The following is a 21941-nucleotide window of genomic DNA, read 5'->3' as shown; positions in this document are numbered from 1 at the left end:
CAGATCTTGGTCCGTCTGGACTACCGCAAATGGATGATGACCTTGCAGTGCACCGATCCTGTAAATGTTGTGTGGATAATCGCGGCCTGCTGCGTAGCCACCCGTCAGCCGGGTAGCCAGGCCTCTAGTCGCGCCTGGATATGGTCCTCATCCAGCATCCACTGCGTCAGGACCGCTTCCTGTAATGCATCGCCACACCTGGCGCAGGCTTCCGGCTCCGCCAGGTACATCCGAATGGTTTCAACCCAGTCCCTGGAGATGTTCCCGACCGGTATCACAGACAGCCCTTGCAGAGACCAAACGTCACTGCAGACCACAGGCACTCCGCACGCGGCATATTCCAACAGGCGCGACGGGCTTCGGCATTCGCCGAACAAACCCGGGGCCAAGGGCGCGATGGCCAAGTCCAGATTCAAGGAGGCAAGCTTTACCGGATACTCATCGAACGACACAGCATCATGCTGCTCGCTAAGATAAGGACGAAGAAGCGACGGACACCGACCCAGGCATACCCAGTCGACTTCCCTGTGCAACTGCTGGACGATTTCCAGTAACAATGCCTGCTCCTGCGCCCCTCCTGCTTCAACCCACCCGATGCGAGGACGAGCACTGGACCGCCGCTGACTCCGTAATCCGCTCCAGCGAGCCGGGTTCAATCGATCAGGGATTACACGAACATCCGCGCAGGTATCGCGTAACGCTTCGGCCAATCCCGACGTCGCCACCAGCAACCGGTCGGCCATGGCAGACAAGCGACGCAGCGCTCCGTCAACCGGCGCCGACAGTGAATCCCCAGCCTCTGTGCAATACAGAGTATCGACCTCCAGCACCTTGAATGCCGATGTGAACCGTGCGCTTTGCCGCAATGCCTCGACCTGCGCCTCGAGGCGAGGCGGCTGCATCACCCATGCGTCAGGCTGCAAACGTTCGAGCTCAACCGGCGAATAATTGCGAAGGGCCAGACGGATATCGGCCTGGCCGCTGCCCCTCATGGCCAGCGCGGGATCGATGATGCGGCTATGCCCACTGGCTTCGAAATCCGCAGGCATCGTCAACACCACGGGCAGCGGACGCCAGCTTAAATAACGACAGGCGAGCCCGGGATCGGTTTCCAGCGTAAAACCAGAGCCTTGCAGAGTCAGATTGCGGTTGTACGCCGGATCATGAGCAATGAGAGGCAACCACTTTCGCAACAACGCATCTTGCTGCGCTTGCCCTTCGTCACCGGTCGGGGCCTCCTGCCCGGACGCATCACGACCCTCGCAGAACAGAACAGCGTGAGGCGTCCAGACGTTGAGGTAACCCGCTTGCATCGACTTCAGGCACAGGTCGATGGCTGCTCCAGAACCGTTGAATTGCTGCACATCCAGGCCACCCAACGCCTCGAAAAGTGAGCGCCGAATCATCAGACAGGCAGCAGAAACCGCGCTGTAGTTCTGATCCATTTCAAGGCGGCGCATATAGCCCAAACCATCGGACTGGCCACTGAAGGCAGTACTTGCTGCACCGTTGAGTCCAAGCACTATGCCGGCTTGCTCAACCGTGCCGCCAGGATGCAGCAACTTGCCGCCAACAATCCCCACCTCCGGACGCTGCGCGTGGTTGAGCAATGCATCCAGCCAGTCGCTGTGCACCACCGTTGTGTCACTACCCAGCATGAGCAGGTAATCACCTCGGGCATGCTGGACAGCACGTTGCATGGCCATCCCACCACCACCGCTGAGCACACTGATGCCACCCACTTGCTGTGACGCAAGACTATCGAGCCAGACCCGCGAGGCCCAATCCGCCTCGCCATCGTCCAGCACGAGAATCTCGTAGCGGGGATAGGTGGTTCTTTCCATTAGTGAGGTTATGCAGTGCTGGATCTGTCCAGCTTGCCCATCAATGGGAACGATGATCGAGACCAGCGGCTCATGCTCGTGGCCGTAATGGATTCGATGAATGCCTGGAAGGTGCTTCTGCACCCTCGCGCGCGTATACCCACGACGGTTCAGATGCTGCGCCACAACTGCCTGCGCCTGCGGGTTATGAACCGGTCGGGTGGCATCGGTGATGCATAATGGCTCACTGACATGCGCAAGGCCGTCCACGCCGTCAGTGCCCTCTATCAACCGCAGCAGCAGGGCAAGCTCGAGCGCACCGGCACATGTCGGGTCAAAGCCACCTGCGTCGAGGAATACCCCCCGCTTGTAAAACCAGTGATAGGCCATGCTTGCAGGCGCGCTCAGCAGCATGTCGAGGTTGAAGTCCGGTCGCAGTATCGTTTCCATATCGCCGGAAGGATGGCGGACGACCTCATCGGTGTAGAACGCGCGCACATTCGCCGATGCCAGTAATTCCAGGGCAAGGAGGGCCAACCCGAACGTCGTGAACGTCGTACCGGCGCGAACGAAGCACAACCACTGTCCGTGACATTGGTTCAGCGCGACTTCGTTAAGGGTTTCAGCGTCTGCATCGCCCGGCAGATGGATACCAATGAATGGGTAACCTTGCTCCAGCAAGCTTTGACGCGTGACTTCAACCGCACCTGGCTGGCCATCCGGCACGAGGATAAAATCGAAACGAGGCAATGCTTGCTGGCATGCCTCCAGGCGCTGGATGATCAATTCAGCCTGAGCATCATTGGGGGTACGCTGGCGCAGCCACTGCCTGACCATCTGACTATGCGCAATCGCTGGCGTCGCAGCACCCTGCTCCACGGAAACGTCATTGAGCAAACGCGGCTGGATCGGCATCGCCTGCGTCTTGGCAATAAAGATATCAAACTGTTCCCAAAACCGATTCTGCAGCCTGGCATAGGTCTGCGAAACAATATCCAGCCCGGCAACGGCTTGGGCGACTGCTTCATCAGAATCCTCAAAGGCCAGGCCGTGAGTACCGAACTCGCCACCGCCAATAGGCACACCGTCAAAAAAGGGTGATTTGAGAATCACTGCCGGGCAACCGCATAGCATTGCTTCCAGCGCAATGGCCGTGGATGAGAAACAGTAGACGCGCTCACTGCGTCGGAAAAGCTCAGCCATTTCCTCCGGGGTAGCGGGCCACTTGCTCGTGATGATGGTGCATTTCGCAGCCAGCTCTGGGTACTGCTGCAAGGCATCGATGTAACGCCCTGGGTACAGCAACCAGCCCTTTCGATGATGATCGAAACTGTTAGCCTGGTTGTTGAAGATCGACGTATCGATGGGCGGCAAGAACAGAATGTGGTCGTCACCCAGTCCTTCGGGAAGCAGGTTCTCGCCATACGCGAAAATCATGTCCGTGGCGGGGAACTCGCTGTCGCCCCCCAACAATCCTGGCACATTCAGCAAGTACCGCACGACCGATTGCCCATTGGCAGGGTTGCCCCGCACCACCTCCGGATACACCACGATCGGTTGACGCCCCGCCTCAGCATGTTGCTGCTCCAGGATGTCAGTCAGCAGGGGCGTATGCCACAGCGGATTGGTCTGCTTGGCGAACAGCAGATACGCATCCTGCCCGCAACGATTGAGCAGATGGCAGATCAGGTGGGTCACACGAATGCCCGCCGAGGTCTGGCGGTAATCCGGAGCGTAGATGTAGTACGGACGCTTCGGTGCCGTGTGCAACGGCGGGTAAGTGCGGCTGGCCATGAACTATCCTTCGAGCCTCTGCATCGGTGGACGATCGAGCTTGAAACGCGTCTGTTCGAAGCAGTTCATCAACGCAACCTGCGCACGTACTGTTCGATCGTGCCGGCAACGTGCTCAAGATGATCTTCGCCGAGCCCTGGCCACAAACCCGTCCAGAACGTGTCCTTCATCACCTTGTCGGTGACATGTAGATCGCTGGCCACGCGGTACTGCTGGTCCTTCATATAGGGCTGTCGGGTCAGGTTGCCGGCAAACAGCAAACGCGTACCGACCTTGTGTGCATCAAGGTGGCGCAGCAAGTCCAGGCGATCGGTGCCGCAATTGTCGCGCAGGGTCAACGGGAAGCCGAACCAGGAGGGATCACTGTTGGGTGTCGCGTGGGGCAGGATCAGCTGTTCGGCGCACCCGGCGAGGCGATCGCTGAGCCAGGCGAAATTGCGTTTGCGCGCAGCGATGAAGTCATCCACCCGATCCATCTGCGCCAAGGCGCAGGCGGCTTGCATGTCGGTGATCTTCAGGTTGTAGCCCAGGTGCGAGTAGGTGTACTTGTGGTCATAACCTTGCGGCAGGTCGCCAAGCTGCCAGCAAAAGCGCTTGCTGCAGGTGTTGTCCTCGCCTGGACCGCAATAGCAATCCCGCCCCCAGTCGCGGAACGACTCGACGATGCGCTTGAGCAATGGCGAGTCGGTGAACACGGCCCCGCCCTCTCCCATGGTGATGTGGTGCGCCGGATAGAAGCTCAGCGTTCCCAGGTCACCGAAGCTGCCAACCTGGCGACCGTCATAAGTGGCACCCAGGGCGTCGCAGCAGTCCTCGATCAGCCACAGACCATAGCGGTCACAGAGCTCGCGCACCACCTTGAGGTTGAACGGGTTGCCCAGTGTGTGGGCCAGCATGATTGCCTTGGTACGCGGGCCGATAGCCGCTTCGATCAACGCCGGGTTGATGTTGTAGGTGCCCATCTCGATATCGACGAACACCGGCACCGCGCCGAACTGCAGGATCGGGTTGACCGTGGTCGGGAAACCGGCAGCGACACCGATGACTTCGTCACCCTTGCCAATGGCACGGTCGCCCAGACGCGGCGAGGTGAGCGCGGAAAACGCCAGCAGGTTGGCCGATGACCCGGAGTTGGCAGTCAGTACGCCGCGGCGGCCGAGATAGCGGGCCAGGCGCTTTTCGAAGGCCTGGTTGAAACGGCCGGTGGTCAGCCAGCCATCGAGCACCGCCTCGGTCATGGCTTGCAGCTCCGGCGCCCCAATGACCTTGCCCGACGGCGGTATGGCATGCTGCCCAGGTACAAATTGCGGGGTCGCCAGCTCCAACTCCGCATAGCGGCCCACGAGCTCGGCAATTTGCTGGCGCAACTGCTGCGCCGTTTGATCAGTCATTGTTTTCGCCTTCATGTTCCGCGATCTGTGCACGGCTGTATTGCTGCATGTCCTGGCCGTCGCGCCAGGCACGATGCCAATCGAGGGTTCGTTGCAGGGCCTGCGGCAAGCCCCAGCTCGGGCGCCAGCCCAAACGTTGGCGAGCCCGGGATGAATCGAGGGTGAGCAGCCCCGCCTCATGGGGCTGGTCGAGCGATTCGACCGCCCAACGCGCATCGCCGGACCATCGCTCGGCCATGGCCTGGACCACCTCGCCAACGGTGGCCGTGCCTTCGCTGTCGGGGCCGAAGTTCCAGGCCTGGGCAACCGCCTGGCCCTGTTCGACCAACGCCTGGGCCAGAAGCAGATAGCCTTGCAGCGGGTCGAGCACGTGCTGCCACGGACGCACCGCGCCCGGATAGCGCAGGGTCAACGACTCGCCCGCATCCCAGGCACGCAGGATGTCCGGCAGCAACCGGTCGGCCGACCAGTCGCCGCCGCCGATCACATTGCCGGCGCGGGCGGTCGCCAGCGCGATACCGCGCTCACGCAGGAAGGAATCACGCCATGAGGCGCATAGCAGCTCGGCACAGGCCTTGCTGCTGCTGTATGGGTCGTGACCACCGAGGGCCTCCTGCTCACGATAGGGCCATAGCCACTCGCGGTTTTCGTAGCACTTGTCGCTGGTCACCACCAGCACAGCGCGCACAGTGTCACACTGGCGCACGGCCTCGAGCAGATTGAGGGTGCCGATGACGTTGGTGGCGTAGGTTTCCGCCGGGGTCCGGTAAGACTCCCGTACCAGCGGTTGCGCGGCGAGGTGCAGGACCACTTCGGGTCGGAATGCCTGAAGGCTGCGACGCAGCTGCTCGGCGTCGCGAATATCGGCGAACTCGCCCGCCAGGCACTCAGCCAGGCGAATGCTCTGGTGCAATGCCGGCTGGGTCTGCGGGGCAAGCGAATATCCGTACACTTCAGCACCGAGCTCGCTGAGCCACAACCCCAGCCAGCCACCCTTGAAGCCGCTGTGGCCGGTCAGGAATACCCGACGCCCGGCCCAGAATTCGCGGCTTACGGCCATACCCGCCATTGCGCCTCTCCCAACTTCCAGCGCTCTTCGAGGTAATTGCGGTCACGCAGGGTGTCCATCGCTTGCCAGAAGCCGCGGTGGGTGTGGCTCATCAACTGGCCGTCCTGCGCAAGCGCGCGCATGGGTTCGTATTCCCAGGTGGTGTCATCACCGTCGATGTAGTCGAAAATGCCAGGCTCCAGCACGAAGAAACCGCCGTTGATCCAACCCCCGTCGCCCAGGGGCTTCTCCTGGAAACCCCGCACCTGCTCGCCCCGCACATCGAGCGCGCCATAGCGCCCAGGCGGCTGCACCGCAGTGACCGTCGACAGCTTGCCGTGGCTCTTGTGGAAGTCTATCAACGCCGGAATATCGACGTCGGCCACGCCATCGCCATAGGTGAGGCAGAAGGTGTCGTCGCCCACGTAGTCACGCACGCGCTTGATCCGCCCGCCGGTGGCGGTGTTCTCGCCCGTATCCACCAGCGTCACCCGCCACGGCTCGGCGTTGCGGTTGTGAATGTGCATGCGGTTTTCCGACATGTCGAAAGTCACGTCGGACATGTGCAGGAAGTAGTTGGCGAAGTATTCCTTGATCACGTAGCCCTTGTAGCCCAGGCAAATCACGAAATCGTTGATCCCGTAATGGGAGTAGATCTTCATGATGTGCCAGATGATCGGCTTGCCGCCGATCTCGATCATTGGCTTGGGGCGAAGGTGTGATTCTTCGCTGATGCGTGTACCCAGGCCGCCGGCCAGGATGACTGTTTTCATTGTCGACTTACCTTGGAAGGCCGCTGCCCTGGACGGGCTGACAAAATACTGACCAATTCAGCTACTTGGACTTCCAAAGCAAAAATATTGCCAATTCCGTTGGCGCTCAGTCATGCAAAGGATTTACGAGGTTTTTGGCGATGGGCGGGAGGTAGGATGGTATTGCGCGACATCGGAACATGCCGGGAGGATAAGGTGACGCAAAACGGGGATACGGCGACTGGCGCCGCACCCCGCCAATAAACCGCCTGGCTTACAAGCCCCGGCGGAGTTGGTCGATCCAGGCCAAAGCAGGAACCTGTACGTCTCGGCCACTGAACGCCGCCGGCCAGCGAGCCTGCAGCTCGAGCGCAAGGCCCTCACCCGGTACAGGCAACGCGCTTACCTGCAACTGTGCCTGAGGCGTCCACACCACCAACTGGCCAGCTTCAGTCGCCGCCAGGCACAGGTCAAGGTCGGACCCCTCCACGCTCTGCAGGCCACCGCAATGGGCGAAGACCTCCTGGCGGACCATCAGGCAGTCAGCCGAAACGCCAGCACAACCGCGCACGGCCTCCGGCCAGCGGGCATTGCGGCACTCCTCGTCCGACATGCCCTGCCAAGGCACCGCCACTTGCGGCCCTTCCAATAGGGCATAGCCACCATGTGCCAGGGCGCCATCGACGGTACGCAGCGCCGCCCCCGTCACACCCACTTCCGGGCGCTGCGCCTCATTGAGCAACGCTTCGATCCAGGCTGGCGTGATGACCTGGCACTGCGCCGACAACAGCACCAGGTACTCACCGCGCGCCTGCCCTGCGGCCTGGTTCAGCCAGGCACTGCGCGAGCCAGCAGATTCGCCCACCAACACCTGTATGCGCCCCCCCAGGTGCTGCAACGCCTCCGCTTCGCTCTCGGCACACACAACCAGCACCTCGTAACGCGGGTACCGAGTACGTTGCAGGACACTGGTCAGGCAGGCCTCGAGCTGGGCATGATCACCAGTACTGGCCACCAGAATACTCACCAGCGGTGTTGCTGCATGCCGAAAATCGATACGCAACCCTGTGTTTGGCTGTTCGCTCACCTGGGCGCGATACCCCAGCTGGGTCAAATGACGATTGAGCGCACCTTGCGCCGCATCCATCAGTGCCGCCGGAGCTTGCTGTGCGATGACGAGGTAGTCATCCAGGTGCGCAAGACAACCGACCCCCTGCGCCTCGATCAGTCGCAGCAGCAAGTCGAACTCCAGGGCTTGCCGATGTGCTTCGCTGTAGCCACCCAGATCGACCACCGCCTGACGACGCAACAGCCAGTGCCGCGACATCAGACCCGGCTGGCTACGTAGCAGATTCAGATCCGCGCCAGGACGCCTCACGGCATGTAGACGCCCCTCCTCGTCACGCTGCACTTCGTTGGCGCAAATCGCCTGACAAGCAGGCGACTCGGCCAGCTCCACCAGAAGGTGCAGCAATCCGCCCGCCTGCAGTTCGTCTCCTGCCTGCAACAACAGCAACCATTCGCTCGGCAACTGTCGCACCACCTGGTTCAGATGCGCCAACCAGTTGCCGTCATTGACCTGGATAAAGTGCAAGGTATCGCGCGCAGTGGTGATCACCGGCGGCTTGCCACCTTTGAGTACCACCAGCTTGAAGTCGCGAATACCGCTGGCCAGCAGGCTGTCGAAAGTAGCCTGCAACGCCGCATCATCGTTCTCCAGATCCAGTACCACGAAGGCGATCTGCGCGGCGGGATGGCTGGACAGGTGATTCAACACCTGCTGACGCGCCGTAGCGTCAGGCGTCGCCGCGCCAATACTCGCCAGCAACCGCCCGGACGGGGTGGCCTGCAAGCGCGGTTGATGATCAACCCCCGGCACTTGTCGCAAACGCTTGAGCCAATTGCGTATCTCACGCAATTGATCACCATCGCGCTCTGCGTCCAGCGTCTCCACAAGCTTTTGACAGAGCTGCGGGTCGAACAGTCCGAGCGCCAGCGCTTGCCAGTAACGCAATTGCAAACTGGCGGGCGTGTCATTGGGATGCACCTGCAACAGATCACGCTGGCGTACCCAGCGGCCTTCCAGTGCCGCGTGCTGCGCCTTGCCAGCCGGCAAGGCATGACAGAGAAACTCCAGCGCTGTCAGTTGGGTAAACAGGGCGCTGTTGTAGTAAGGCATCTCGACATACTGGCGCCGCTCGAAAAGCCGTTCAGGATCATCGATCACGCTGCTCCAGGTAGAGGTGAACAGCAGGGGCGCTTCGCCGTGATCATAGGTCCCGCGAACGAAGCGATGGAGCACTGCAAATTCACCTTCGCCAACGCACAGGGCCTGCCCCTGGGCATCCCATTGACGAAGAACGAACAATGCACGATTCATGCGCTCCTCGCGCAAGACCTGATCGCAACCCTCGGATTCCAGGCTGCACAGCACATCGGTCTGTTCGAGCAGGGCGACTTCGCCTTGGGCGAGGATCGCATATGACAGCCCCAGACAGAACACGGCCGAATCATCGCCCGCAGGGGTCTGATCCAGCGCCGCCAGCAAGGCTGGCAGGCGGGTGACGGCACGCCATGCCTGACGGCGCGCCTGACCATACTGGCGTAGACGCGCCAACCCCCCTTCGCCCTCCAGTGCAGGCATTGCTCCCCCCACCTTGTGGTACGTCAGCTGGGCATTGCCCGTCCTGAAGCCCAGCGCATGGCCTTGGACTGCAATGGCACTCGCCTGCGCCTCCAGCTGGACAACGGCGGCCTGCAGGGCTGGAACCAGCACAAAGTCAGACTCGTGGGCAAGCACCACGTAGGGAGTGGTCACCTGCTGCAATAATTGCCCAAGAAGCTCGCCGTAACGCTGCGCCGCCTGACTTTGAGGCTGCACGTCAAGCGACAGGCACTGGACGCCGGCGCTCTGGTAATAGTGCTGCGCACGAGCACGGTAGTCGGCCTGCCCCTGCCCCAGCAATACGACAGTCACCTCGGTGCACGGTGCAGTTGTGATTTCGGCCATAGTGCCCTCTTCAAAAATGTCGGTTCGGAGCGCGGTCATCCCGCAACTACCAGATTCAGTCCGCGAGCCAGGCATTGGCCCAATGCTGCAGGTGGTGCGATGTCAATAAGTAGTCTCGCAGCACCACCTCACGCAGGGCATCACCCTGTCGATAGCTGGCCTGCGGATCGGCGAGGTGCATGCGAATCGCGTCCAGCCACTGCGCCGTACTGTTGTCTTTCACCCGCGTACACGGCAAGTAGCCGGCATAGGCTTTGGTGTCGGTGCAGATCACCGGGAAACCGCAAGCACCGTACTCCAGCAGGCGAAGGTTGCTCTTGCAATCGTTGAACAGATTCTGCTCAAGCGGCGCCAGCGCGAGATCAAGATTCAGGCTGGCCAGTTTGCGCGGGTATTCGGCGAACGAAATCCCCGGGTGAAACTCCTTGATGTAGGGCCGTAGCATTTCCGGGCACATACCAAAGAACACCCAGTCCACTTCATTGGCCAGGGTCTTGATGACCTCCAGCAACAACTCGAGGTCACCGCGATGACTGGTTCCGCCGGCCCAACCTACACGCGGCCTGGCGCTGGTCTGGCGCTCGCTGGCCAGGCCCGTCCACAAGGACGCCGAGAGCATGTTGGGAACGATCCTGATGTCATGGTGCATGCTCGAAAGCGCATCGGCCAACGGCTCGGTGGACACCACGACCCGATCGCACAAGCCTACGCCCTCGCTGACCAGCTCGCGGATGTTGGTCGGCAAGTTGCGCACATGGTCGTTCTTCTGCGATGGCTCGATCACATAGTCATCGAGTTCGTAGATGCGCCGGGCATTCGAGTAACGCTTGAGCTGGCTCAGCTCCCTGATACTGTGTGGCATGTAGCGACATTGCAGGATAAGCACATCAGGCTTCTCCCGCTCCAGCTCGATCAGGCCAGGCGTGCTGTAGTTGATACGCCCCTGAATCCAGCCGCGTTGTTCCAGCTCTGTGAACGGCTGGACCACGCGGTAGTGACCAATGGCCGAGGTATTGCTCGGCAACCCAAGCACCGAAGGCATGGCACGGGCCATGAACGGGTCCCACCCTGTGCGCAACCCAGGCTCGAAGTTGAAGTTCGCAAGCTTCAGGCTCAAGTTCCGGTTGTAGGCCGGGTCCCAGGCAATCCAGGGCAGCCAGCGGTCGAAGAAGACGTCACCATCGCAAGATCCGGGTTGCGCCACCTGCGCGTCCGGCAGCGCCGACGGGAACTTGACCACCCTGGAAAATGGTGTCCAGACAACCAGATACCCCTTTTCACGTGCTCTCAGGCATAGGTCTGCATCGAACAGGGACGCCTGCAAGGCTGCCGTATCCAGGCCGCCCAACTCGGCAAACAGCTCACTGCGCACAACCAGGCAATCGAGGCTCAAGGCGCTCCAGTTCTGGACCATGCCCAAGCGGTTCATGTAGCTGTCGGCATTCACCCCACAGCCAACGAACGCACTGCCGACCAGGCCGTTGAGCCCCAGCACGAGGCCCGCAGAAACAACGTTGCCATCATTGGAAAAGAGCTTGGGGCCTACCACGCCGACTTCCGGACGCTGGGCGTGCTGCATCAACTCCTGCAGCCATTGCGGGTCGAACAACACGCAGTCGCTGTCGAGCAACAACAGATAGTCGCCTCGCGCCTGCTGGCTGGCAAGGTTCAGGCCGGATGCCCGGCCGTGGCCGGCAACCTGAACCACACGCAACTGATCGCTACCCATGCCAGCCATTGCCGACAGCCAGGCAAGCACATCAACCGGAGTCTGCTCGTCCGCCACCAGCAACACTTCGAAGCTACCATAGGCGGTATTGGCCAGCAGCGACTCGACGCAACGGGTCAACACCGGCAGCGGCGCCCCGGCATGGATCAGGATAGATACGCTCGCAGCGTGGTCGTGCTGGTAGGTGACACGGGACACCATACCCCCGGCGATTGCGTCCACCTGTGCACCGACCCCAAGGCGCTGCAGATGCGCCTGCACCACACGGACAGCCTGCTCTCGCCACTGCTCATCACCCAGCCAGTCGGCGTAGGTGTGCTTGCAATGAACCAGCACCTCGGCAATGTGCTCCACAGCCTGCAGCCCCTGCTGCTCGACCACACGCCACAACAGGTCATGTGGCGCAAGTGCGGCGAAACGCTCATCAAAACCACCCAAGGCACGCAACGTCGAACATCTGAAGGCCAACATCCGCCCCACATAGGGCAGGCTACGCATCAGGTCGAGGTTGAAATCAGGCTTCAGTATCGGGTGGGAAGGCGCCAGACCATCATGGCTACCTTCGTCGCTGTACAGGCAGGCACATTCGTCACGCAGCGCCATACGTTCAGCCATGATCACCAGCGCGTGAGGATGCAGTCGGTCACCGGCACGCAGCAGGTAGACCCACTCTGCCTGATCGTTAGCGTCAAGCCACTGCTCAAGCTCGGCAAACCCGTGCCCACGCGGTCGGATGAACTGCACATCTGTCGCCAATCCTTCGACATCCGCAGCAGCGACCACCAGGATGCGACTCGCCGCATAGGACTGCACTGCCAGGCTATCCAAAGTGGTACGCAATGCATCCTCTTCGCCCTCGTTGCACGACACAACGGCAACGATACGCGGCATGACAGGCCATAGCTCCAGACGCTTGGGCAGCAAGCGCACCTGACCAGGCGACAGCTCACGGTGCGCGAGCCACTGCTCATACAGCTCGGTGAAATCAAGGCTGTAAGTACCGACTTGCTGGTTGTAGTTGGCCATCTGCTTGGAAAAAGCGGCTCGCATGTCCACCTCTTCCCACGTCTGCCCCTCCCCTCCCGCATAAGAGGCCAGCGGCAGGTAACGCACCCAACCTGCCGAAGGCGCCGCCTCGCCTGTACGGGCCGCGAGCATCTGGCGCAGCCACTCGGTTTCAACCTTGGCCGCCTCGATGATGGTGGACTGAAGACTCAGGCGCCCGGGGTAAACGCGCTCAAGGCTGAGAATCTGCTCAAGGCTGCACAAGTCGCCACGACGCAGCAGGCAGCTGTACAGTGCCAGATCAAGGCGCGCAACGAAGCCCTGGCCATCCTGCACCAGCGTAGGCAGGTATTCCTCGACCTGCGCCCTGCGAAACAACGCATGGCTGATACCACCAAACAGGTTGGGGACGTTATCGGCGATGCTGTCGAGCAGGTCTGTCCCTTTGAGTACCGCACTTTCGGGCGAGATGATGAAGTTGAGCGGGCGCGATGGCAGGAGCACATCGTCCGCCGCACAGATCAGCCGCTGGCCTATAACCATGCTGACCCCCGGCCGGCCTTCCATCGCCTTGATTTGCAAGCTGATGCAATACCCAAGCAACGTATCGTCATCGCAAAGGAACTTGATGAAGTCTCCGGACGAGCGCTCCAGACACGCCATCAGGTTGCAGGCAAATCCAAGCCTGCGAGGGTTGCGCACGTAATGCAGGGCCTTATTCGAACCTTCACTCAGCTCTTTGCAGATCGCCTCTATCTCACCGCCCGCACTGTCATCGCAGACCACAATTTCCAGATTGGGGTAATCCTGGGTCAACGCGCTGTTCAGCGTGGTGCGGAAGAACTCGGGATTGAACGCTGGGATGGCGATACTGACGAGGGGTTGTGCGTTCACAGAAGCTCACTCAAGCGATGGTTCGAATGGCCAGGCGGGTCCGCGAGGCCAGGGTGCGGGCCTGGACCGGCCCGTTGCCCAGCATTGCGTCAGGCAAAGAGCAAGGCGGCAGCAAAAGCCGGCCGCCTTGTGACATAGCGGTCAGATGTAGTTGACCAGAGACAGGCTGGAAATCTTGGCAAAGGACTGCATCGAAGCTGTCAGCTGGTTCTTCTGCATCTCCAGACGCATCATCACTTCGCCGATGTCGCTGTCGCGGATCGAACCCTGGGTCTTGGTGTTCTCGATGCCCAGCGCTTCGTTGGTTTCAGCCTGTACATCGAGGGCCTGACCGCGACCACCGATCGCCGAGATGGAAGACGACACCTGGTTGGTGGCACTGGCAATATTACCTATCGCGGAGTCCAACGAGGCGAGGAAGGCTTGGCGCGCAGCCGGGTCATTGTCCTGCGGCGTGGTCAGCGCGGTGCGCAACTGGCTGATGGTATTGAGGACGTTCTGGTTCTGGTGGGTATCCACCTTGATGCCGAACGAATCACCAGCACTCGGCGCGCCCGACAGCTCGAAGCTCACACCTGCTGCGGTGGCCGTGGTCCCGCTGAGGGTTCCCGAGGAAACCGGGCGACTGTCGGCAGTCATTGGCGCGGCGTACAGTTCAAAGTCGGTAGCGCTGGTAAACTTGAGCACGGCACCACCCCCCGGGAACGCGGCCTTGTAGGCGGTCGGGTCGGTGATCTTGGCATCGGTGACCTGCGACGACGACGTGTTGCCCGGGCTCCGGCTACCGGAGATCGAGTCGGCCTTGGAGCTGAGGCTGAAGGTATGGCCAGCGATGGCTGCGTCCGGGTTGGCTTCATCCCCCGGCTTGAAATCGATCTTCAAGCGCAGATCCACACCGCGGAAACTGATGCTGCTGTTTTCGCCGTTAGGGTCGAACTTGCCCCCTTGGCTGGCTTCCAGGGTGACATCGTTGCCAGCGGCATCGAGGATCTTGAACTCGGTACTGCTGGTGAACTCGATGCTGTAGGGCTCGCCGCTGCGGAAACGGTCGTTGTAGGTTGCGCTACCGGACACCTGGCCGTTGGACAGGCTGACACGACCGTCATTGGGAAGTGGCGCTGTCTGTTTGGTCTCGCTGCGGCTGGTATTGAGTGCCTGCTCGAACGCGCTGTAGCCCGTCTCGTTTGCTGCCAGGCTGAGCATGTCGCCCACCTGCAGCATGAGGTTGCTCTGGTCGCCTTGATAGCTGTAGGTGCCGTCGGAGTTGCGCACGTAAGGCGGGGTGTCGCCCTTGGAGCCCGAGAACAGGTACTTGCCGTTCTCGTCCCGGCTGTTCATCAGTGAGAACAGTTGATCTTCCAGGGAGGCGAGCTCAGCGGCGTTAGCCTTGCGGTCGGCATCAGTGAAGCCGGCATTGCCGGAGCTCATGGCCAGCTCGTTGACCCGCTGCAGCACCGCGCCAATGGCATTGAGCGTGCTTTCGCTGGAGCCCAGCGCGTTGCGCACGTTGGTGATGTTGCCCTTGAACTGGTCGAGCATGTTCTGCTGCTGTTCGAGCTGCAACAGACGCGCGTAGCCAACCGGATCATCGGCGGCGGTGCGCACGCGGATGAAATCGCTGGCTTCTTGCTGGGTCTTGTTGAGATTGCCAAAAGTACGCTCGTAGTTGGCGCTGCTGCTGGCGTAGAACTGCGGAGTGGAGATGCGCATGGCCTACGGCTCCTTAAAGGCTGTTGATCAAGGTTGCGAAAGTTTCCTGGGCCGCCTTGATGATTTGCGACGACGCGGTGTAGTACTGCTGGAACTTGACCAGGTTGCCGACCTCTTCGTCCACCGACACGCCCGAGGTGGTGTTGCGGCTGGTCAACGCGGAACCATGCAGGGCCATGGTGGCGTCGCTGTCCATCGTTGCCTGGTTGGTCTTGCCGCCCACGTTGGACACCAGCTTGGCGTACGCATCGGTGAAGCTGATGCCCTTGCTGCCATCGCCAGTATTGACCGTGGGTTTGGTTTGCAGGTCGATCACCGACTGCGCATTGCGGTTGTCTGCAGAACCGGCCTTGGTCAGCGATACGGTGTAGTTGTCGCCACTCTTCGGTGCACCAGAGATTTTCATCTCGAACGTGAAGTTCATCTGGGTGCCGCTTGCATCGTTGATCGGGTTGCCGTTGCCATCGACCATCGGCACAGACAGCTGCAGCTTGTTTTCCTGGCCGGGGATAACCGTACCGCTGCCAAGCGGGTTACCTTTGGAGTCGTACATGGTGTACGCCTGAGGCGATACGGAATCGTCACCAAACACCAGCTTGACCGGGGTCGAATACTTCAGTCCCGCCTGCATGTCCGCGCGCTGCTTGGCATCGTAGATGTCCAGCATGGACGTCAGCGTGGGCTGGGTGATCTCACCGGTGCCCTTGTTGCCGGAACCACTGGTGGCGGTCAGCGGGCTGGCCATGGCCAGGCGGCTCGGGTCGGTCAGCACGGTTTCCATGCTGGCTGCCGCGTTGCGGGTCGGGGTGATCTTGAAGCTGTCGCCAGCAACCGGGGCACCGCCATTGAGGTTGAGGGTGAAACCGTCGATCACCGGAGGTGGGTCGGCCGTGATGTCGAAGCTGCCCATGTCGGTGTTGTCGGGCAACCGGCGCACGGAGTACTCGGTGGCGCTGGTGAATACGACCTGATAATCGTTGGTGGTGAGCTTGCCGCTGTCCTTGATGTGCACATCGAGGTTGCCGGAGCCGGCACTGTTGCCCAGCTTGGGGATACTGCGCCCGGCAACGGCCGCTGCGCTGTTGATATCGCCGAACAGGGTCGAACCGAACTGGCCATTCTTGTCGATACCCTGTGCCAGCTGGCTATTGATCGCATCGGCGACCACCAGCGCCACACGGCCCAGCTCGTTGAGCGCAGGGTCGAGGGTATCCTTGCGATAGCGCAACAGGCCACCGATCTCACCGCCCGTGGCGCTGTCGGTGATGTCCATCTTGGTCGAACCGCGGTTGAGCACCAGGTTCATGCGCGTCGGGTCAGTCGGTGCAGCCTCTACACCCAGTGTCTGGGTGGTGTTGCCCAGCACCAGAGACTGGCCGTTTTTCAAGTAGATGTCGTAGCTACCCTCACGCTCGACCACATCCACGCCAATCAGCTTGTTCAGCTCACGCACGGCGCCATCACGCTGGTCAAGCAAGTCATTGGGCTGACCATTGACAGCACCGAGCTTGGCGATCTGCTGGTTGAGATCGGCAATGGTCTTGGTGATGTTGTTCACCTGCTCGGACATCGACGCCAGATTGCCGTTGATGTTGTCGTTCTGTTGGGTGAACTGCGCGGACAGGGAGTTGAATCGCTTGGCAAGTGACTGCGCACTGGTCAGCAGCAACTGGCGCGATGCATCTTCGGTAGGCTTGGCCGAGGCATCTTGCATGGCACTGAAGAAACTTTTGAGCGCGGCAGTGATACCGGTGTCGGCGCCGGACAGGGCAGTATTGAGCGGGCCGATCTGATTAAGGTACGTGTTGGCGTCGTTGGCGAGCGACGTGGTGGTACGCAACTGGTTCTCGATGAAGGAGTTGTACACCCGCCGTACATCGGCCAGGGTGGTACCGGTACCCATGAACACCTGACCAACCTGCTGGGCACCCTTGGTCTTTTGCACCATTTGCTGGCGAGAGTAACTTTCGACATCGGCATTGGCGATGTTGTTACCCAGAACGAACATACCGGCCTGGGCAGCGCCCAACCCCGACATACCGATATTGATTAAACTCGCCATGATTTTGTGCCCTTAAAGTTGTGTACTGGTCCCGAGCATTGCGTAGCTCTGCTCCGACTTCATCTGCTTAGCGATCTGCGAGATCTTGCTGGCGTAATTGGGGTCGGTGGCATAACCGGCCTTTTGCAGCTCTCGCACAAACTGTTCTGGTTTATCGGCGGCGTTCACGGCATCTTGATAGCGTGAATTGCTCTGCAGCAAAGTTACCAGGTCATGGAAACTTTCCTGATAGCTGTTGTAGGAACGGAACGCAGCGGTCTCCTTGACGAACGCGCCATTGCGGAACTCGCTGGTGATCGCACGCGCCTCACCACCCTGCCAACTGCCAGTAGCCTTGATGCCGAACAGGTTGTGGCTGCTGCTGCCATCGGCATTGCGCATGACCGATTTGCCCCAGCCAGTTTCCAGCGCAGCCTGCGCCACGAGGTAACGTGGGTCGATGCCAATGCGCTTGGCGGCCTGCTCGGCCATCGGCAGCATGGTCTCGACGAAGGCGTCGCTGTCTGCGAACGCCTTTTTCGGCGCCAGCGGGGGCTGGGCTACCGCCCGACCCAGAATCTGCAGGTTGCCGCTCGGGGCCGCGAACGCCCTGGCCGGTTCCCAGTCGCCAGTTGCAACGCCACCGACCGGGATGTCGCCACGGCGCGGCAACGCCGCCGTGTTGGTCGCTGTGGCCGGGCTGCCGGCGGACGGGACGATGCCGGCCAGCAGACGATCGGTGAGCTTGCCCGGCAGTGCCAGGCGCCGCGAATTGAGCGCGGCCACGTCATTGCGCACACCCGCGCCTGCCTCGGCATGCACTGGCGCGGCGACTTTCGACGCCCACAACGCCGGGGCATGCCCTTCGATACGTGGGAACGGGCTGGTGTTCACAGAAGCGGCCTTGTTCTTGGACAACTGGCGCACCAGCACGTCCTGCAGGCCAATACCGCCACCCTCGCGGGACATGCTCACAGCCAGCTGCTGGTCGTACATGTCTCGGTACTGCTTGACCGTGTCGCTGTTCATCGGGCTGTCTTCATCGGCCATGACATCGGTGGCCTTGCGCGATGCCTTGAGCAGCTCGCTGATGAACATCGACTCGAATTCCTGGGCTACCTTGCGAACATTGCCCTCGCTATCCCGATCACCATGCTTGAGCGCGCTCAGGCGATTGAGGTCGGTGTAGGCGCCGCTGTCGATCTGGCTGGACACCTGAGTTTTTGGATTCATCAGACGCCCCCTTAGATCACGATCAGGTCGGCTTGCAATGCGCCGGCCTGTTTCAGGGCTTCGAGGATCGCCATCAGGTCGCCTGGCGCCGCCCCCACCTGGTTCACTGCACGGACGATTTCATCCAGCGTGGTACCGGGGCCGAACTTGAACATCGGCTTGGCTTCCTGCTGGGCATTGACCCGTGAGCGCGGTACGACCGCAGTCTGGCCATTGGAGAATGGCCCCGGCTGGCTGACGATAGGGTCTTCGGTGATGGTCACGGTCAGGCTGCCGTGGGTGACGGCCGCCGGCGAAACCTTGACGTTCTGGCCGATGACGATAGTACCGGTACGCGAATTGATGATGACCTTGGCCACTGCCTGGCCCGGATCGATTTCGAGGTTCTCCAGGATCGACAGGTAATCGACGCGCTGGCTTGGGTCCATGGGCGCGGTCACCCGTACCGAACCGCCATCAAGGGCCTGGGCCACGCCAGGGCCGAGCAGCTCATTGACCTTGTCGACGATACGCTTGGCCGTGGTGAAGTCTGGACGGTTGAGGTTGAGGGTAAGGCTGTTGCCCTGGTTGAAACCGCTGGGTACGGCACGCTCGACGGACGCACCACCCGGGATGCGGCCAGCCGACGGAACATTGACGGTGATCTTCGAGCCGTCACGCCCCTCGGCATCGAAACCGCCTACAACCAGGTTGCCCTGGGCGATGGCGTAGACATTGCCATCAATCCCCTTGAGCGGGGTCATCAACAGGCTACCGCCACGCAGGCTCTTGGAGTTACCGATCGATGACACGGTAATGTCGACCACCTGGCCAGGCTTGGCGAAGGCCGGCAGGTCGGCATGCACCGATACCGCCGCCACGTTTTTCAGCTGCACGTTGCCAGACCCAGGCGGCACCTTGATGCCGAACTGCGACAGCATGTTGTTGAACGTCTGCAGGGTGAACGGTGTTTGCGTCGTCTGGTCACCGGTGCCATTCAAGCCGACCACCAGGCCGTAGCCGATCAACTGGTTGGCACGCACGCCGGAAATGCTGGCGATGTCTTTCAAGCGCTCGGCGTGAGCGCCGAACGCGCAGGACAGAAGGAGTGTCGCGGCAATCAACCGCCTAGCGTTGAACATGGTCATCCGTACTCAAAAGGGCCAGAGCGGGCTGATGAAGAAACGGTCCAGCCAACCGGGCTGGCTGGCATCGGCGAAGGAGCCGGTGCCCGAATAGGTGATGCGCGCATCGGCCACACGGGTGGACGGCACGGTGTTGTCGGTGGCGATGTCATCGGCACGTACCAGGCCGGCAATGCGCACCAGCTCTTCGCCGGTGTTCAGGGTCATCCATTTTTCGCCACGCACGGCAATGATGCCGTTGGGGAGTACTTCGGCCACGGTAACGGTGATCGAACCGGTGAGCGTGTTGCCCTGGGTGGCCTTGCTGTCGCCCTTGGTGCTGCGATCGCCGCTGTAGCCTGCGTCAAGGCTGAGGTCCCCGCTGCCCAGCGGGTTGTTGGTATTGGGCACGGTACCGAACAGCGAGGTGAGGCCAATATTGGCCTTGCTGTTCTTCTGGATCTGGGAACCTGCGTTCTTGCTCGCCGAGGTACGCTCGTTGAGGGTGATGGTGATGATGTCACCCACCCGGAACGCCTTGCGATCGGTATACAAGCCTTGTTCGAAACCGGCCTGGTAGATCGAGCCGTTATTGGCCGCTGCCGGCAGCGGGGTGCGCGGCAGAACCGGCGCGTAGTACGGGTCGTTGGGCTTGGGCGTCGGTGCGACGCAACCAGCCAGCAACACCGCCCCCCCCAGGGCGAAAACGGACAACAGACGATACATGACTCTTACCTCTGGCAGGCGCTGTAGCAGCGTGCGGTTTATCGGCGGCCCGAAGTAGCTGGGCCGCCAGGACTTACAGTTGCTGAGTGACGAACGACAGCATCTTGTCTGCAGCGGAGATGACCTTGGAGTTCATCTCGTAGGCGCGCTGGGTGGTGATCATGTTCACCATCTCCTCGACCGTGCTGACGTTGGAGTTTTCCAGGGTCTGCTGCAACGTGAGACCGAAGCCGTTCAGCCCCGGGGTACCGACCTGTGGCGCACCGCTGGCGGCGGTTTCGAGGAACAGGTTGTTGCCCATGGCCTGCAGGCCGGCCGGGTTGATGAAGTCGGCGGTCTGGATGTTACCGATGATCTGCGCAGCCGGGTTGCCCTGGGTGGTGATCGACACGGTACCGTCCTGGCCCACGGTGAAGGTCTGGGCATCCGGCGGCACGACAATGGCAGGTTCCAGGGCGAAGCCGTTGGCGGTGACCACCTGGCCATCGGAGTTCAGGTGGAAGGTGCCGTCACGGGTGTACGACACGGTGCCATCAGGCTGGAGCACCTGGAAGAAACCGCGGCCATTGATCGCCATGTCCAGCGGGTTCTCGGTGTTCTGCAACCCGCCAGTCTGGAAGTTCTTCTGGGTGCCGACCACGCGCACACCGGTACCGACCTGCAGGCCCGAAGGCAGCTCGCTGTCCTGGGTGGACTGCGCGCCAGGCTGGCGTTTGATCTGGTACAGCAGGTCCTGGAACTCGGCACGATCACGCTTGAAGCCGGTGGTCGAAACGTTGGCCAGGTTGTTGGAGATGACCGTCAGGTTGGTGTCCTGGGCGGACAGGCCGGTTTTAGCGACCCAAAGAGCCGGAAGCATTTAGTGTTCTCCTCGTGCGCCTGTTTTACGGCACTCGTTCAAATGTGATTAGCCGATTTGCAAAACACGCGCCATGGCTTCGTCGCCTTCCTTGGCCGCGCTCATCATCTTGACGTGCAGTTCGAATTGACGGGACAGCGCCAGCATCGAGGTCATCTCGCCGACGGCATTGACGTTGCTGCCCTCGAGGAAACCCGACACCACACGCACATTCACATCGGCGTCTGCGGGTTGGCCGCTGGCGGTATGGATCAGACCATCCAGCCCCTTGGTCATGCCCTTGGTGTCCGGGTTGACCAGCTTGATGCGGTCCACTTCGGCCATTACCCGCGGGTCTTCGCCCATGGCGCGGATGCTGATGGTGCCGTCGTCACCGACCTCGACCTTCTGCTCCGGCGGAATGGCGATCGGGCCGCCGTTGCCGATGACCGCCATGCCATTGCCGGCCCGCAGCACGCCGAGCGCGTCAATGTTCAGGCTGCCGGTACGCACATACGCTTCGCTGCCGTCGGGCGCCTGCACGGCAATGAAACCATCACCGGTGACCGCCACATCCAGTTCACGACCGGTTTCGACCAACGGGCCGGCACTGAAGTCGGTGGCCGGGCGCTCGCTCATGGCGAAAGCACGCGCCGGAAAGCTGTCACCGAACACCGGCATCGAGCGCGCCTGCTCCAGGTCGCGCTGGAAACCGTTGGTGGAAACGTTCGCCAGGTTGTTGGCATGGGCCTTCTGCGCCAGTGCGTTCTGGCTGGCGCCGGTCATGGCCACGTAAAGCATCTTGTCCACAGTCATCCTCCGCTGCACGGGCGATCGCTTGCCG

At 61.3% G+C, this 21941-nt stretch carries 13 protein-coding genes; all 13 read right to left on the bottom strand.

Going from position 1 to position 21941, the window contains the following annotated elements:
• Positions 1–104: 104 nt before the first annotated feature.
• Positions 105–3617: a glycosyltransferase family 2 protein gene (locus tag CCOS191_RS07525; protein WP_046854659.1), complete on the bottom strand. Its 3513-nt coding sequence runs from the start codon at positions 3615–3617 to the stop codon at positions 105–107.
• Between the two features lie 68 nt (positions 3618–3685).
• The gene (gene rfbH / locus CCOS191_RS07520) at positions 3686–5008 is read right to left on the bottom strand and encodes a lipopolysaccharide biosynthesis protein RfbH (RefSeq protein ID WP_046854658.1); all 1323 of its coding nucleotides are present in this window, start codon (positions 5006–5008) and stop codon (positions 3686–3688) included.
• Positions 5001–6077 (bottom strand): CDP-glucose 4,6-dehydratase, encoded by a 1077-nt coding sequence (rfbG, locus tag CCOS191_RS07515; protein ID WP_197541426.1) that lies wholly within the window; start codon positions 6075–6077, stop codon positions 5001–5003. Before rfbG ends, rfbH begins: the two co-directional genes overlap by 8 nt.
• Positions 6059–6829 carry a glucose-1-phosphate cytidylyltransferase gene (gene rfbF / locus CCOS191_RS07510; RefSeq protein ID WP_046854656.1) on the bottom strand — a complete coding sequence of 257 codons (771 nt, stop codon included), beginning with the start codon at positions 6827–6829 and terminating at the stop codon, positions 6059–6061. Before rfbF ends, rfbG begins: the two co-directional genes overlap by 19 nt.
• 253 nt (positions 6830–7082) lie before the next feature.
• Complete coding sequence (locus CCOS191_RS07505) at positions 7083–9893, bottom strand: glycosyltransferase (protein ID WP_231867476.1); 2811 nt, start codon at positions 9891–9893, stop codon at positions 7083–7085.
• Positions 9874–13446, bottom strand: coding sequence for a glycosyltransferase (locus CCOS191_RS07500; RefSeq protein ID WP_046854654.1), 3573 nt, complete (start codon positions 13444–13446; stop codon positions 9874–9876). The genes CCOS191_RS07505 and CCOS191_RS07500 overlap by 20 nt, the downstream gene beginning before the upstream one ends.
• A gap of 141 nt (positions 13447–13587) precedes the next feature.
• Entirely contained in the window at positions 13588–15156 is a 1569-nt protein-coding gene (locus CCOS191_RS07495; protein WP_046854653.1) for a flagellar hook-associated protein 3, read from the bottom strand.
• A 13-nt stretch (positions 15157–15169) separates the two neighbouring features.
• Positions 15170–17218 (bottom strand): flagellar hook-associated protein FlgK, encoded by a 2049-nt coding sequence (flgK, locus tag CCOS191_RS07490; RefSeq protein WP_046854652.1) that lies wholly within the window; start codon positions 17216–17218, stop codon positions 15170–15172.
• A 12-nt stretch (positions 17219–17230) separates the two neighbouring features.
• Positions 17231–18430 (bottom strand): flagellar assembly peptidoglycan hydrolase FlgJ, encoded by a 1200-nt coding sequence (flgJ, locus tag CCOS191_RS07485; RefSeq protein ID WP_046854651.1) that lies wholly within the window; start codon positions 18428–18430, stop codon positions 17231–17233.
• A gap of 11 nt (positions 18431–18441) precedes the next feature.
• Positions 18442–19551 carry a flagellar basal body P-ring protein FlgI gene (locus CCOS191_RS07480; protein WP_046857711.1) on the bottom strand — a complete coding sequence of 370 codons (1110 nt, stop codon included), beginning with the start codon at positions 19549–19551 and terminating at the stop codon, positions 18442–18444.
• Between the two features lie 12 nt (positions 19552–19563).
• Positions 19564–20259 carry a flagellar basal body L-ring protein FlgH gene (flgH, locus tag CCOS191_RS07475; protein ID WP_046854650.1) on the bottom strand — a complete coding sequence of 232 codons (696 nt, stop codon included), beginning with the start codon at positions 20257–20259 and terminating at the stop codon, positions 19564–19566.
• 73 nt (positions 20260–20332) lie between these two features.
• Entirely contained in the window at positions 20333–21118 is a 786-nt protein-coding gene (flgG, locus tag CCOS191_RS07470; RefSeq protein ID WP_046854649.1) for a flagellar basal-body rod protein FlgG, read from the bottom strand.
• 48 nt (positions 21119–21166) lie between these two features.
• Complete coding sequence (flgF, locus tag CCOS191_RS07465; protein WP_046854648.1) at positions 21167–21907, bottom strand: flagellar basal-body rod protein FlgF; 741 nt, start codon at positions 21905–21907, stop codon at positions 21167–21169.
• Positions 21908–21941: the final 34 nt, after the last annotated feature.

It is taken from the genome of Pseudomonas sp. CCOS 191 (genome assembly GCF_001007005.1).
Lineage (GTDB): Bacteria > Pseudomonadota > Gammaproteobacteria > Pseudomonadales > Pseudomonadaceae > Aquipseudomonas > Aquipseudomonas soli.
Note: the sequence above shows the minus strand (reverse complement) of the source record. Positions and strands in the feature narration are given on the sequence as shown.

Coding starts and splice junctions, on each gene's coding strand:
- CCOS191_RS07525 (WP_046854659.1), bottom strand. CDS start 3,617: ATGGCCAGCCGCACTTACCCGCCGTTGCACACGGCACCGAAGCGTCCG.
- rfbH (WP_046854658.1), bottom strand. CDS start 5,008: ATGACTGATCAAACGGCGCAGCAGTTGCGCCAGCAAATTGCCGAGCTC.
- rfbG (WP_197541426.1), bottom strand. CDS start 6,077: ATGGCGGGTATGGCCGTAAGCCGCGAATTCTGGGCCGGGCGTCGGGTA.
- rfbF (WP_046854656.1), bottom strand. CDS start 6,829: ATGAAAACAGTCATCCTGGCCGGCGGCCTGGGTACACGCATCAGCGAA.
- CCOS191_RS07505 (WP_231867476.1), bottom strand. CDS start 9,893: ATGCCTGGCTCGCGGACTGAATCTGGTAGTTGCGGGATGACCGCGCTC.
- CCOS191_RS07495 (WP_046854653.1), bottom strand. CDS start 15,156: ATGCGCATCTCCACTCCGCAGTTCTACGCCAGCAGCAGCGCCAACTAC.
- flgK (WP_046854652.1), bottom strand. CDS start 17,218: ATGGCGAGTTTAATCAATATCGGTATGTCGGGGTTGGGCGCTGCCCAG.
- flgJ (WP_046854651.1), bottom strand. CDS start 18,430: ATGAATCCAAAAACTCAGGTGTCCAGCCAGATCGACAGCGGCGCCTAC.
- CCOS191_RS07480 (WP_046857711.1), bottom strand. CDS start 19,551: ATGTTCAACGCTAGGCGGTTGATTGCCGCGACACTCCTTCTGTCCTGC.
- flgH (WP_046854650.1), bottom strand. CDS start 20,259: ATGTATCGTCTGTTGTCCGTTTTCGCCCTGGGGGGGGCGGTGTTGCTG.
- flgG (WP_046854649.1), bottom strand. CDS start 21,118: ATGCTTCCGGCTCTTTGGGTCGCTAAAACCGGCCTGTCCGCCCAGGAC.